The sequence below is a fragment of the Spirillospora sp. NPDC052269 genome (assembly GCF_040679435.1).
GTDB lineage: Bacteria > Actinomycetota > Actinomycetes > Streptosporangiales > Streptosporangiaceae > Spirillospora.
The window spans coordinates 86,542-99,871 of the sequence record NZ_JBFAUU010000016.1; the positions used below are offsets into that span (position 1 = coordinate 86,542).

The window sequence follows — 13,330 nt, forward strand, 5'->3', positions numbered from 1 at the left end:
CTTGCTCCGCGCGGAGCAAGAAATGGAAAACATTATGTCTTCGAAGGTTGGACCGAGCGCGGTCCAACCAGGAGGGCCAGATCGGGCGCGATCTGGCTGGAGGTGCGAGTGGCTGAAGGACCTTGTCCATCGGGCCGGAGGAAGCGGGAAGCGACAAGACGGAGCACCCGGGCACATCAAAGCCCTCGTCGTTCCAGGGCTGTCCTTGCCTACCTGTCTGACGAGGAGCATGCGGTGTTGGACACCGCAGCGAAACGCGAGCACCTGGCCCTGGGCGCGTACGTGGCCCAAGCAGCTCTCGCCCAGGCATCCGGTGTGCCCAGCGCGGACCAATCTCTCCTGCGTGAGCTGCTGAAGGAGCTGATGCAGGCCCGCAGCCAGGTTCGCAGGCTCGGCGTGAACCTCAACCAGTCCGTGGCCGCTCTGCATTCGGGAGAGCTCACCGAACAGCTCGGCGCCTACGCACGGGCATGCGCGCGGACGGTGGACAAGCTCGATCGAACCGCAGACGAGGTCTGTCGGCGGCTCGCGTGAAGGCGCGACGAGGGCATCAAGTGTGATCGGGAAGATCAGGCGGGGCACCCGGGTGGAAGGGCTCTTGCGATACCTGTTCGGCCCTGGCGCGGACGGCGAACACCGGGATGCGCACGTCGTCGCAGGGTTCGACGCCCCGGGCGAACTCGAACCGACACGGCGCCCCAACGGCAGCCGCGATCTCCGCCGACTGGATGCGCTGCTCACCCAGCCGGTGAAGCAACTGGGGGAGCGAAGCTACCGCAAGCCCGTCTGGCACATGTCGCTCCGGGCAGCGCCGGAAGACCCGATCCTGGCCGATTCGCAGTGGGCCCGGATCACGGACCAGATCATGGACCGAGTCGGACTCGCGCCGGACGGCGATCCGGACGCCGTCCGCTGGATCGCCGTCCGGCACGCCGACGACCACATCCACGTGGTCGCCACGCTGGCCCGCACCGACGGCATTCGTCCAGAGGTCTGGAACGACGGATACCTGGTTCGAGAAGCCTGCCGTGCTGCGGAGGACGAGTTCGGACTGCGGCGGACCGCCCCGGCCGACCGGACCGCCGCCCGGCGCGCCACCCGAGCCGAGCTCGAGAAGGCACGCCGCATCGGCAGGACAGAAGACCCTCGAACCACGTTGCGTCGTCACGTCCAAGAAGCAGCGGCATCGGCACGGACGGAGAGCGAGTTCTACGAACTACTACAGGAGGCCGGTGTGCTGGTCCGCCACCGGTACAGCAAGCAGAACCCGGACCAGGTGACCGGATACGCGGTCGCGCTGCCGGCCTACCGGACCGCCTCCGGACCGGCAGTTTGGTACAGCGGCGGCAAACTCGCCGCCGACCTGACCCTGCCCAAGCTCCGAACCCGCTGGCCTACGACCAGGTTCCCGGTGTCCGGACGAGGGCTGGACGAACGGACCGTCCGCGCCTACCTCCGGACCACCGTCCGCCAAGCCGCGGAAGCCTCCCGGACCGCCGCCGACTTCCTCGCCCACCTGGACGCCGCAGGAATCGTCGTCAAAACCAGACGCAGCATCCAAGACCCCGATTCGATCACCGGGTACGCCGTCACCCTCCCAGACCACCACGACGCCCAAGGCCAGCCCGCCTGGTACTCGGGAGGCAAACTCGCCGCCGCCCTGTCCTGGACGAACCTGTGCCGAACCTGGAGCGGTTCCCCAACCCCAACACCGCCTGTCGAACTATCAGCCGATGAACGCCGTGCGATCTACAACGACGCCGCCCGCGCCGCCGCGTTCGCCACCGCCGAGATCCGCCGCCACACCGTCACCAACCCCCACGCAGCGCGCGACGCCTGCTGGGCAACCGCCGACCTCCTCCACTCCGCAGCCGAGGCGACCGGAAACCACCACCTGGAACGGGCAGCTGACGCCTACGACCGCGCAGCACGCGCACCACACGGACGCATCCCACACCCCATGCCCAGCGGACACCGACTCCGCAACGCAGCCCGCATCCTGGCCGTTGCCCGAACCAGCAGCGGCCCAGGTATCCAGGTCCTCGCAACACTCGCCGCCGCAATGCTGACCCTCATCGAAACCATCGGTGACCTGCACAACCTCCATTGCCGCCAAGCCCGGAGCGCGGCGGCAAAGGCCGCATGCAGAAGCCTTTCGGGGGTCGCCCGCGACCGCACGCCCTGGCTTACAACTGACCTGCCTCGGCAGCAGAACCCCGTTGCCGTCGCGATGGCAGACGTTCCGCACCCCTGGGTCTCGCCGACTCTCGGCACTCCCCAGCCTCTGGTAAGAGGCGTACCTGGTAGGAGGCGATCCCAACCCAGTAGGGGAGTGAGGTAAGCGAGGCCGCGATTTGAGCTTTGACTTCTCGGACTTGAAGGACCACAGGTCCGGGCATCACTGTTTATCCAGAAAGGCCATGCCTGGCAAGGGAGTGCAAATTTGGGGCCGTCAGCCATGCTAGGAGTCGTTGAAGGATCAATGCCTCATCCGGACTCGACGGTTCCACTAGAGCTTCACGCAGGGTGCGTCCAGCCTCGGGTCCGCAGCCCATTTCAATGATCTCTTGCAGTGCACGCCAGCGTGTCTCGGTGGATACGCCCTGTGTGATGCAAACTTGGCACAATAGAGATGCGGCTACACGGGCGAAATTCTGCTCTTTAATTAGGTCAGCCAAGGCGATGAGCTGATCGATCGTGAGCACGGTCTTAACGCGGGCCACGATCTCCCATACGGCCTCGCGCCCGGCCGTCATCAACCAAGCACGAACGACAGCCTGGAGTTCTGGCACGGTTAGCCCCGGGTCGGCGAGCAGTTGTTGTCCCAGCTCCGTCACCGTCATGGCCTCTCCGTGTTCAGCCAGGATCGGCAGGAGAAGTGCCCGCAATGCAGAACTTCTGTATGGACGGGCCCGCAATGCCGCTATGACTTCCTGACCGGCCGCTTGCCGGTCGTGCTGAAAGAACGTCTTGGCTGCAGCTAGGAACGCCTTGTTTGGAGATGCTGGATGGTGGAGAATTCTTTGTGCAAATAGAAGGATTATTTCGGTGGGGGCATCAATTTCAGACAAAAGGGCCATCAGTGATGCGAAATCCTCTGGGCGCCCTTGAAGTTTTTCTAGCCAGTTTAGTGATTCATTCGCCGCACCGGGACCGATTGCCTTCACTAGCACCATCAGTGCGTGATCAAGATTGTAGTGCTCGTGCGTATTGGTGGAGGCGAGGCTCATCCGGACAAGCTCGGCAGATTGGCTCTTGAAACCACATTGGAGGAGGTCATGTGCGACGGTAAGCCGCTCGTCTCCGTTCCAGGTGGAATGTCCACGCATAACCTCCACAATCTGGTCTGCTGCGGCCGATCCGGCACTGTCGATCCAGGCCTCTACAAACTCGCCGATGTCCTCGTCGTTGCAAGATTCATCGAAAATGCGGTGAGCGAACGGGCGCATCTCATCAATGAAGCCAAAACGAATCAGCGTCATGGCCAGCCCCTTGGCGGCCCAGACGTAGGTGTCAGCCCTTCTTGCGATGGCCCTTGATACTTCTTCGGCGGCACCACGCCCTTCGAGGGAAAACCAGAGTTCTCCGGCTCGCTCCAGTGTTCCACCGTTCTGATCAGTGCCAGCCAATATGGAACGGGCCAGGTCAACGAGATTCTCCGTGCAGCCCATTTCCATGAGCTGCTCGGCGGCTTCCAGCTGATTCCAGTTGGAAGTGTGCGAGTCATTGAGCACTCCCTTCAACTTCTGGACCCGAAATGTCACATCTTGCGGATCAAGCGAAGATAGGTGATGGCAGCAAATTAGAACTGTGTCCGGATCTGCATTTTCCGAGAGTTTCCTGAGTATTTCGACGCCTGCTCGCAAGGAGGCAACATTTGCATAGGCTACTGCCGCTTGGATCCGCAGAGAGGATGCAAGTTCCTCAGTTTCAGCTATTTTCTGGAGGTGAGCTGCCAGGCGTCTATTTCCGCGCAACTGGGACAACTCGGTCAGAATTTTAGGGTCACTTGATGAAAGTGGGCGGCCTGAATCATCGGCGAAATCCATTAGGCGATCGATGACTGCCTCTTCTAGGGCTTCCCCCAGTGGGACGCCAGCTGTGACCAGACGTAGAGCCATGATCCGATGCGTCAGATCCCCAGCCAGGAGATGGCGGACAAGAAGGCTGACGTCATTTCCTGGCCTCCTTGCCCAGAGAGCGAACGTGAACAGAATCCGATTCTGCGTGGCGGCGTTGCTGACTGCAGCGGACCATGTATCTAGGCCTGGAAAGTCTGCCGATATATTGGCAGCCTCGTCCCGTGCTGCGATGAACTCCGCGAATGAATGGTGGAGAAATGACAGGTCGGCGCCATCAAAGGCCATGACTCCCGTCTGTGCCAAGAACTGGCCAAGTTCACCTTCGGCCCGATCTGGCCAACTCAAGCTCTCCGGAAGCTGTGAACCCAGCCATCCTGTTGCCTTGCTTAGTAGTGACTTCGATGTTTGTGTTCCGATGCGCTCCCATGCCAGATAAGTCACGAGACCGTCCTGGTGTGCGAGGAGCCAGTCTGCGAGCTCGCCGAGTCCTCGGAGCTGCCACCGTTCGCGGAAGCGGGCTATGACGTCGGCGTTTCCCTCGCGCGCCGTCTTGAGCTCATCAAGGAACGTCTGGTACAGGTCGATTCGCCCTCTGGGTAGAGGTGCATGCGGATTTCGGCTGCGGAATGCGGCTGCGAGCGTCGTCAAGAGCGGCACCTGAAGGACCTCTTGTAGATCCGCCTGGCCGACTTCCGAGAGAAAGTCCCGGGTATCGAGCGCCGGATTGGAAACACCCTGCGCTATGAACCAGCGTTCCACGAACGCCCGTTGTTGGTTGGCATCAAACCCCTTCAGAGTGTAAAAGCCAATACCCTGCGTATTTGTGAATGGATCGAGCTCGGGCTGGGGAAGGGATCTTGATGTGATAAGGAGGCGACAATTGCTGCTTGGCCTGGTCTGCTCTGCCAGCTTCTCGAGAATTTTCTTCCGGACGTTAGGAGAGGACACCTCGTCGAGCCCATCGACGACGACGAGCCACCGCACACCGTGAGGGCGTCTCGCGAAATAGTCGGGGCTGACCGGGCTCACTAGCGTGCCCGTACGGGCTGCCGCATCGCTTAGTTGTTGATGCCAGGCCCGGGGGGTGAGTAGGTCGGTTGGCGTCATGCGAACAGCGGCGACGGCCTCCGAACACCAGGGGTCCTCTGCTTGCTCCATTCGCAGCCAATAGCGAGCGATCTGGCGCACCAAGTGCTGCCCCAGAGTGGTCTTGCCAGCTCCAGGTCCGCCAGTGATGAAAAGGTGATCATGTGCTGACAGGGCCGCAGCGATAGTAGGCACAGGCCGACCAGCCTGTGGTGCGGGCTCACCGGTGCCAGGAGAGGGGGGCTGGAGGTCCTGCTCAACGTAGACCTCAGACAGCGGCGGCTTGTGGACGCCGAGCAGTTCGTACGGGAACTGTTCCGCCGCATTGGCCTGACTGCGAAGCAGATCCTCAAGCCACGGCGCCGGCAGGGGGATATCCGTCCATTGGATGAGTGGCGCTTCGGGCACACGCTGGCGTTGCGCGAGCTCGTCGCGCTCCTGGCGTAGCTTGGCCTGCGTCCACAAGACAGTGACAGGCTCTTGCCGCAGCCCGAGGACTGCAGCGATTTGGAGCGTCGCTTCAAGGGTGTGAAGGCTATATCCGCCGAGGATGTCGTACAGGGTGTTCTTGTTAGGGAGCCGTGTGGGCTGCTCCCTGAGTAGAGCGTTGGGGGAGCCATACCTAGATGTACGGAGGGCTCCCTGCAGATGCGCCGTCAGCGTCGAGAGCTCAGCGCTGGCTGTGTCCTGTGCCTTGCGAGGCCTTCCACCCGGCAATCTTCTCTCCCGGTTTCGTTCGTGTTTCCCAACACTAGAGGGAAACTCCGCGTTCCATGCAGGGTTGCCGCATCAGTCGGATGATGGCGAGGAGCAGGGCATGGCGGTGTTCGATGCGTTTGGGGCGCTGGTGGGGGGAACCTCCGGGTTCGCGGCTCTGTGCCTTACGGTGTGCGGCCTGGGAAAGCGGTGGCTTCGCTACCGAGAGAACACGCAGCAGGAGGCGGAGCACACGCGACGGGTGGCGTTGGCGGTACAAGGCACGGACTCACGGGATCGGGCAGCGGTGGTTCGGGCCTGCGCTCAGCGGAGGTCATGACGCCATGGGGATCTGCCAGCTCGTGCTTGATCCGCAGAAGGTGCGGGGCTTGTGTTGGTTGGCCTCTGTCGTCGGCGTGAGGCACCTCCCAAACTCCACCACATGCGGCAGATCCTCTTGGCGGTCTTCACCCGCAAGAGGGGCGTTTTCGGAGCTGTGGCAGCTCACGGTGACTGCGATGTCCCCGCCGCGAGGTTGTCCTTTGCCTACTTGGCCGCGCACCTTGGCAGGGGTTGTCTATTTCTAGGTGTAGTTGTCGTCAGTAGCCGGTGGCAGCAGGGGGGGGACGCGATCGTTGCGTCCGGACTGGAAGGTCCGCTGCGGCTGCAGCGATCAGGGGGAACAGTGAGAGGGCGCCGAGCTTGCGCCAGTTCACCCATTCGGTGATGCCGGTCTCGTACACGCCATTGCGATCTCGTCGTACTCATGGTTGGCGAGGTGGGCGCGGACTTCGGGTGTGATGGACATCGGAACACCAGGTGAAGCTTGCGGGGTGGCGGAGTAGGGTCTGGGTGGGTCACCCGCCGGTCCTGAATCCAGCACAACTCCGGGGCGAGGGTGGCTCAGCAGGGTTAGGTCGGGGATGCTGGTGGAGTCGCGCCCTGACGTGGAGGGCGTGATGCGAGCCCATCACCGGTATCCGACCGATCTGTCCGATGAGGAGTGGGCGCTGGTCGCGCCGCTGATTCCGCCTCCGAAACCGTGTGCTCGCCCGCCGGTGCATCCGCGTCGGGAGATCGTGAACGCGCTGGCCTACTGGGTGCGGGCCGGGTGCGCCTGGCGAATGCTCCCGCGGGACCTGCCGCCATGGCAGACGGTCTACCACTACTGGCGGTCCTGGCGGATCGCCGGCTTGTGGGAACGGCTGCTGACCCACCTGCGTGAACACGAACGCCGCTACCGGGGGCGCGAGGTCGCGCCAAGCGCCGGCATCATCGACAGTCAGAGTGTGCGGGCCACCGACAGGGGCGGCCTGCACGGGTACGACGGTGCCAAGAAGGTGCCCGGGGTCAACGGCATCTGCTGACCGACACGTTCGGCACGGTCCTGGGTGTCTGCGTCAGCCCCGCCAATGTCAGCGACCGGGACGGCGCGCTGGTACTGCTGACACGCGCCCGCCCCGACCTGCCCCGACTCGGCCGCATCTGGGCCGATCAGGGCTATTGCGGCCAGGTATCTCGACGACGGCGGGCCGCTCGGCCATTCGCTGCTCGATCAGCGGCTGTCGGCAGTGTGTGACCGCCGAGCGGTGGATGGAACGTTGCTTGACGTTGTCGGTGTAGACGGCGTTGCTCCGGATGGCCTTGCCGACCTTGTAGGTCCGATCAGCTGGCCAGGCGATCCTGGCCTTGCCAGCAGTGCGCTGTGGGGAATCGCACGGCACCCTACGGAGAACCCGGCTGCCAGAACCAAGCAAAACCCTGTAAGGCGCGCCAGAATACTTGGTTTCGGGCGACACTTAGGAACAAAGAGCCAAGTGTCCACGCAAAAGTGAACCAGTGTTAACCATCGAGCGCCTAGATGTCGGTCGCCGAACTTCTCGGCCGAACCTGGTCATCCATCACCTTTCCGCTGAAAAACCATTGACGCGTGCCTGGATTCAAATTCATATTGGGGAAGTTCCATCCACCCTCCATGTTCCTCGCGTGACGCCACCCCCCCCCACATGAGCAGGAAGAGTTTAAAATGCTGCCCAAGAAAGCCGCTTTACGCATGATGGCCATCAGCCTGACCACGCTTTCGCTGTCGGCCATCCCGGCCACTGCGGCTGTTGCCCAGACGCCGTGTGAAGTAGATCAATTGATGCCCGGCTCTCACATCGCATTCCAATCCTCGAGTGGAAACACCCTGGGTCGCATTAGTCTATTTTACGACTCCTGTGGCTACAATGTGTGGGCCTCGATTGGTGGCGCAGGTGTCTACGGTGATCACCAGGTTCTGTCCGTGGATCTGGTGGCCGGTGATGGGGTCAATGATTCCAGTGCGCACGTCATCTCCCATGCCGACAACAGTGGAACTTTCGACAACAGGGTCGATATCAACATGGTCGACCTCAAAGCCTATGCCCCGCCAAAGTTTTTCCAGGCGCGCGGCTTCGTCAAGGACGATCAAACTGGCTGTTCGATCTACTTCGATTCGGACTGGCATGGATTCTCGTACGGCGCCGACACCGGAGGCGGCTGGGACGGGGACTGCTGATCGCCGAACTTGGCTCCGAGGCGCAAATAACCGCAGATGGGGGCTTGCACACGTGCAATGAGTCGCACTCGCCAGGACAGGGTTTCAAGAACCGACAGGATCCGAGAGGGAATCATGCGAAACAGGCTTGCCATGTCGGCCGCTGCCGGGGTCTTGGCAGTTTCCACCACGCTCGTCGCCTCGGGTACTGCCGAGGCTGATTCGGATAGCTATACGCAACACGGTGTCGAGATCGGCACCTACAACTACGGGACTGCCCCGTACGCCTACATTTGCAATCACCAGTCCAGTACCAACTCCTTCTATTTTGCGGTCTGGGCCCCGGACCCGCCGGGCGGAAACGACTGGGTGACCATCATGGACTCGCAAGGCCGCACCAAGTATGGCTGGGTCACCACCCCCGCACTGACGCCGGGCTCGTGCGCGGTGTACTCATTCACCACCTTCGTCGGCCAGACTGTTCAGGTAGTCGCGAAAAGTGGCAGTCTATGGTTCTTTGGCACCAACCCCGTCTTCTACAGCTTCGATCCTCAGTGAGATCCTCTCGACTGCGCGGCGCGTAAGGTGACGACGGACCGTCGAGCGGCAGCCCTGCCCCTGCAACGCGGTTCCGCCCGACACCTGCTACGCCATTTCCTCGCACTCCGAACGTAAGGCCGACTGCGCCTGCATACCGCGTGGGTGCGAGCCCTAATCTGTTAGCGGGAAGACATATCAGGAGCGTCCCGTCCACCGCCGAAAGCGGAGGACGGGGGGTGTCTTGCTGAGCTACCTCAGTGGGTGGTTGCCGCGAGCTTGCCGCACCCGGCGGCGGTGAGTCTCTTCTCCAGCTCAGGCCGCAGGCGGCCGTTCCGGCACCACCCAGCTGGCGGTTGGGGCAACTTCCACATCAGTGAGTGAGGGGAACGGTGGGCTTGCTCCTTAGCCCTGGGCAGGCCCCACGTAACGTCATGGTCACCACTGGTCAGGGGACCTCTATCAGTGGTCCCCGGCTGTGCAGTGCAGGGCGGTCTGGACGGCAGAGAATACTCGCTCCTGCAGGAGGGCAGACGTGAGCAGGGCGGCAGCTTCGGTGAAGGCGGGTAGGGCAGCCCGAAGGAGCCACCGTTGTTCAGCCAGGTAATCCGCCAGAAAGGCGCGAGCAGGTGGTGAGGCGTCGTTGAAGGCGGCCGCACTGTAGATCGTGGTGAGGGAGAACGCCCAGCAGGCATGGAGGAACCCGAAGGCGGGTCGTCTTTCTGCGCGCCATGGTGAGTAGAAGGTGATGTCGTCGGGAAGTGCGACCGTCTCCATGGCGAGGGCTTCGTTGAGCCAGTGGTGGCCAGCCTCGTGGATGAGGTCACGCGCGAGAACTTCGGCGGTGGTGGTGTAGTCGGTGAAGACGGTGCCGGGGAGACGCGTGATGCTCCAGCTGAAGAGGGTTGTGCGCAGGTCCCGTTGCTCGAGCAGGCAGATGATCGGTGCGTGCTGGTCCACCAGGTTGCCGAAGCCGTGTTTCTGGGCCGAGGTCAGTGCCGTCGCGAGTAGTCCGTGCAGCGCGGTTGGGGCAGGCCAGGTCTCCGGCGCGATGAGGTAGTACGCCGTGTCTGAAATCGGGGACTGTAGGAGCCGACTGGGCGCCGGGTTGAGCAGGAGGCGCATTCCCATGCCGGAGTTCATGGAAGTCAGGTGGATGAGATCGTGAAGTACGGTCTCCTGGTACCAGGAGAGTCGGCCACCATCGCGGCAGGTGGCGGCCCGCCGAGCTCCCTCGAGGAGGTGGTGGGCGGCGGCGTCGGCGACGGCTGTGCCGGTTGCGCCAGGTCCGCTGAGGTTGCTGCCCAGGACTTCCGCGATGCGCTGCGTTCGACATGCTCTCCGCGCTTGGAGGCCAAGGAGATCGAAGAACTGCTCGGTCATGGGCGGGTGTGAGAGATCAGCCACGGGCATGCTTCCTTGGGCGGCGGTGCGTCCGGCAGGGGCTGCTTGGCCGGTGCCGGACGCGCCGTGATCTGTGATGGGTCACTGCTCGATGTCGTTGCCGGGTTCCTCAGCGGTCTGCTCCGAGCGGGAAGGGCTCCAGCCGTGCGCCGACGCGTTGGAGGTGTGGGCCGTGATCCGCACCGGAGCGTCGTCGTACAGGGTGTCCACGGCTTCGAGGAACTCGCTGAACTGGTCTTTCTCCTTCACCTGTCCTCCTTGGCGGATGGGGATTGATGGTTCACCTCGGCCATGGCGGCCGTGGCGGATCGGGGCGTCTCGAAGGAGGCGGGATCGGTGGCGGGCTGCGGCTCCGGTGCATGATTGCCTCACGGAGGCTCGGGGGATGGCGCTTCGGCGGTCAGGAGGGTGAGGAACTTGCGTACTCGCCCAGCCTTGACGGGCTCGGTGCCGTGGATGAGCTGGCTTCCGAAGACGACCAGGGCGCCTACTGCGGGGCGCACGGTCCAACGGGTGCGTTTCATCGCGCTGAACCAGGCTGAGGAGCCGTCGGTGCCCTCGGACACGAACCGCATTCCGGGCGCGTAGTTGGCGTGAGGAATCGGGGCCGGTGGGACCCAGGGGGACTCGCTTCCGCTGGTTTCGACGTAGAAGCAGCCGCTGTCGTCGGGCGTGAACTCGATGCTGACGCTTGCCGCAGCGATCTGTCGGGGCCAGGCGGCTGGGCTGGGTGCGATGCCGTCCGCGTGGGCGCTGACGTACTGACCGGCCTGATACTCCAGAAAGATCCAGGGACGATGCCCCTCAACCGACGGCAGGTTCCGCCTGATCGAGGCGCGGTTGCGCCCGAGGGCCCTGTTCAGGATGGCTTCGGCGGCGGCCGGGACGTCGGTCAGTTCGACGCGTCCGCAGGGTTCGTACAGCGCGCGGGCTTGACCGGAAGTGAGGCCGGGGACCTCGTGGATCGTGGAGGTACGGGCGCTGTCGAAGGAATCGCGTCCCCGTTGGGCCAGGACGAGGTTCATGACCTCGTTGAGGTACTGCACTTCATCGGGGTCGAGGAAGTCTTCGACGGTGTGGACACACAGGGTCTCTGCGATGTGGATCAAGGGTGTACCTCCGTCGAGTCGAAGGCGTTCGACTCCGATGCCGCGGGAGGGCACGCGCATCGGAATCGGGCGTCACCGGAGGGGCGCTCGTCGACACGGTCGATGAGCCCGGTGAGGAGCTGACTGCTGGTGGGGAGCGCGGCGAGATAGTCATCTGGCCGGCTGTCGGCCACTGGCGCCAGCCGCAGGTCGAGGACTGGATGCCGGTTCCCGGTGGTGGTGCAGAGAAGCAGGTTGCGACCGAGCTCGACCCTGCATTCAGGGGGCAGGTGGTCACCGGCTCGCGCGGCGAGTCGGCACAAGTCGGCGGAGATCTCGGCGGCTTCGGCTGGGTCGCGCGGCAGGATGCCGACGGACAGCTCACGCTGCGGTGTGTTCGGGGTGGCGGGGTGTCCTTGGCAGCTGTCGTAGGTGATGTAGCCCCAACGTTCAGTGATGGCCTGGACGAGGGGAAAGACTCCCGGCTCGATGCCTGCGCGCCACTGCGGGTGCCTGGGGTCGAGGTCATCCGCCTCGTGAACTCCTGGGAGGCCCACGGTGTTGATGTTGCCGACGACGCTGGTGCGCAGCCGGGCTCGCTGTCGCAAAGCGAATGGGTCGTCCCAACGACGCAGGAACGCGGCGACGTCGCGCATCTGGTTCGGCTGGTGCGGACGCCAGCGAAGCCTGGTGCACCAGACCGCTTCGGGGTGATCCGGCTGTGCGAGCAGGGCAGCGACGCCGTCGACCAGTCGCATGCGGTGGTCGCAATAGACGTCGCCGAGGTCGGCGTGTGAGTACCGGCGCCGAACGGCCATACAGCCCCCTCCACAGGTGTCCTGATAGTCACACGTGACACACGGCGCGATGAGGGCATGGGCGTCAGCGAGCAGGCGCGAGCGGTCCTGTGCGTGCCGTACGTCCTGCTGTGAGTTGAGGAGTGGAAGGCGGGAGAGTTGTGCCTGGGGCCATGGCAACTCGTCGCAGCTGCCGAGGCGGCCGTCGGGATACAGCGTGAAGATGTGGTCGCACTTGAGGTCGTCGAAGTGGCAGGAGCCGGTGCGCAGGCCCCTAAGGCGACGGATCACCGATACGACCGGGTCCAGCTTGACCTTGCGGAACCATCCGGCGCGGACCCAGTGGACGGCCGCGGTGAGGATGAACTCAGCGTACTGGGGCGGGGTGATGGCCCAAGCCGGTCCGGATGGTCCGATCGCTGCGGCCTGCCGCACTCTGCTCGCGCCGATTCGCTTGGATGCTGATCGAGTCGGCGTGACCACTGAGCTGTCGAAGCAGGGGACGAAACTGATCGCCGTCACGGCTGAGAAGGACGCCAGGTGGTCGACGATCTCGTCGGCCCGTCCGAGGACCTGCGGAGTGACAGCGCAGATGAGCGAGGCGTTTCGGCTTCGGCGCTCCAGCAGCCGCAGGCTCTCGGCGACTCTGGGGTAGACGGGAGCTCCGTCGTAGTCGACTCGCCAACTGTTTCCCTGGGCGTCCCCATCGAGGGAGATTCCGATCTCCAACGAGGGCAGGTGTTCGTCGAACAAGTCGAGCCATGCATCGTCGAGGCGCAGCCCGTTGGTCTGAAGACTGACCCGGATCACGTTCGGGCTGGACGCCAGCGCGCGCAGGACCTCGACGACCGCGCTCTTGCCCGCGGTGAGTGGCTCCCCGCCGTGGAGTTCGATCGCGAGAGGTCGTTCTGCGAACAGTGCAGCGAGCTGGTGGACTTGCGCAGCGTCGATGCGGCGTCCACCCGGCGACTCCTTGCGCTTCTCGAAGCAGTACAGGCAGTCGATGTCGCAGGTCTCTCCCCGCAGCTTGAGGATCACTGACACAGCCGCGGCGTGGTCGGCGGGATCGAGTCGCGCGTACAGGGCATCGAGGTCGTTCGAGGGCGGCGCGGTGGACAACGC

The 13,330-nt window shown here is 63.7% G+C and carries 11 protein-coding genes; 6 read left to right on the forward strand and 5 right to left on the reverse strand.

Going from position 1 to position 13,330, the window contains the following annotated elements; translation table 11 throughout:
* The first annotated feature begins 234 nt into the window (after positions 1 to 234).
* Together AB0L06_RS30995 and AB0L06_RS31000 are read left to right on the forward strand one after the other, a co-directional pair.
* Positions 235 to 534 (forward strand): hypothetical protein, encoded by a 300-nt coding sequence (locus AB0L06_RS30995; RefSeq protein ID WP_500234669.1) that lies wholly within the window; start codon positions 235 to 237, stop codon positions 532 to 534.
* A gap of 64 nt (positions 535 to 598) precedes the next feature.
* Positions 599 to 2,341, forward strand: coding sequence for a relaxase/mobilization nuclease domain-containing protein (locus AB0L06_RS31000; protein WP_500234670.1), 1,743 nt, complete (start codon positions 599 to 601; stop codon positions 2,339 to 2,341).
* A 64-nt stretch (positions 2,342 to 2,405) separates the two neighbouring features.
* Here the strand turns inward: AB0L06_RS31000 and AB0L06_RS31005 are convergent, their stop codons facing one another.
* The gene (locus AB0L06_RS31005) at positions 2,406 to 5,633 is read right to left on the reverse strand and encodes an NACHT domain-containing protein (RefSeq protein WP_500234671.1); all 3,228 of its coding nucleotides are present in this window, start codon (positions 5,631 to 5,633) and stop codon (positions 2,406 to 2,408) included.
* Between the two features lie 1,154 nt (positions 5,634 to 6,787).
* Between AB0L06_RS31005 and AB0L06_RS31010 the strand changes: the two genes are divergently transcribed.
* The 4 genes from AB0L06_RS31010 to AB0L06_RS31025 all read left to right on the forward strand — a co-directional run bounded on the left by AB0L06_RS31010 (position 6,788) and on the right by AB0L06_RS31025 (position 8,940).
* The gene (locus tag AB0L06_RS31010; protein ID WP_500234672.1) at positions 6,788 to 7,231 is read left to right on the forward strand and encodes a transposase; all 444 of its coding nucleotides are present in this window, start codon (positions 6,788 to 6,790) and stop codon (positions 7,229 to 7,231) included.
* A gap of 20 nt (positions 7,232 to 7,251) precedes the next feature.
* Positions 7,252 to 7,443: a transposase gene (locus AB0L06_RS31015; RefSeq protein ID WP_500234811.1), complete on the forward strand. Its 192-nt coding sequence runs from the start codon at positions 7,252 to 7,254 to the stop codon at positions 7,441 to 7,443.
* A gap of 447 nt (positions 7,444 to 7,890) precedes the next feature.
* Positions 7,891 to 8,403, forward strand: coding sequence for a hypothetical protein (locus tag AB0L06_RS31020; RefSeq protein WP_500234673.1), 513 nt, complete (start codon positions 7,891 to 7,893; stop codon positions 8,401 to 8,403).
* 114 nt (positions 8,404 to 8,517) lie between these two features.
* Positions 8,518 to 8,940 (forward strand): hypothetical protein, encoded by a 423-nt coding sequence (locus tag AB0L06_RS31025; protein ID WP_500234674.1) that lies wholly within the window; start codon positions 8,518 to 8,520, stop codon positions 8,938 to 8,940.
* 441 nt (positions 8,941 to 9,381) lie between these two features.
* Here AB0L06_RS31025 and AB0L06_RS31030 read toward each other — a convergent pair whose 3' ends face one another.
* From AB0L06_RS31030 to AB0L06_RS31045, 4 genes are all read right to left on the reverse strand, one after another.
* Positions 9,382 to 10,302, reverse strand: a complete 921-nt coding sequence (locus AB0L06_RS31030) for an aKG-HExxH-type peptide beta-hydroxylase (protein ID WP_500234675.1) — start codon at positions 10,300 to 10,302, stop codon at positions 9,382 to 9,384.
* Positions 10,303 to 10,404: 102 nt separating this feature from the next.
* A complete protein-coding gene (locus AB0L06_RS31035) occupies positions 10,405 to 10,572 on the reverse strand; it encodes a hypothetical protein (RefSeq protein WP_500234676.1) in 168 nt (55 codons plus the stop codon).
* Positions 10,573 to 10,691: 119 nt separating this feature from the next.
* Positions 10,692 to 11,432, reverse strand: coding sequence for a hypothetical protein (locus tag AB0L06_RS31040; protein ID WP_500234677.1), 741 nt, complete (start codon positions 11,430 to 11,432; stop codon positions 10,692 to 10,694).
* The gene (locus AB0L06_RS31045; protein WP_500234678.1) at positions 11,429 to 13,327 is read right to left on the reverse strand and encodes a radical SAM protein; all 1,899 of its coding nucleotides are present in this window, start codon (positions 13,325 to 13,327) and stop codon (positions 11,429 to 11,431) included. Before AB0L06_RS31045 ends, AB0L06_RS31040 begins: the two co-directional genes overlap by 4 nt.
* Positions 13,328 to 13,330: the final 3 nt, after the last annotated feature.

Bases quoted from the DNA above. Each gene is read 5' to 3' on its own strand.
- AB0L06_RS31010 (WP_500234672.1), top strand. From the start codon at position 6,788: ATGCTGGTGGAGTCGCGCCCTGACGTGGAGGGCGTGATGCGAGCCCAT.
- AB0L06_RS31020 (WP_500234673.1), top strand. From the start codon at position 7,891: ATGCTGCCCAAGAAAGCCGCTTTACGCATGATGGCCATCAGCCTGACC.
- AB0L06_RS31025 (WP_500234674.1), top strand. From the start codon at position 8,518: ATGCGAAACAGGCTTGCCATGTCGGCCGCTGCCGGGGTCTTGGCAGTT.
- AB0L06_RS31030 (WP_500234675.1), bottom strand. From the start codon at position 10,302: ATGACCGAGCAGTTCTTCGATCTCCTTGGCCTCCAAGCGCGGAGAGCA.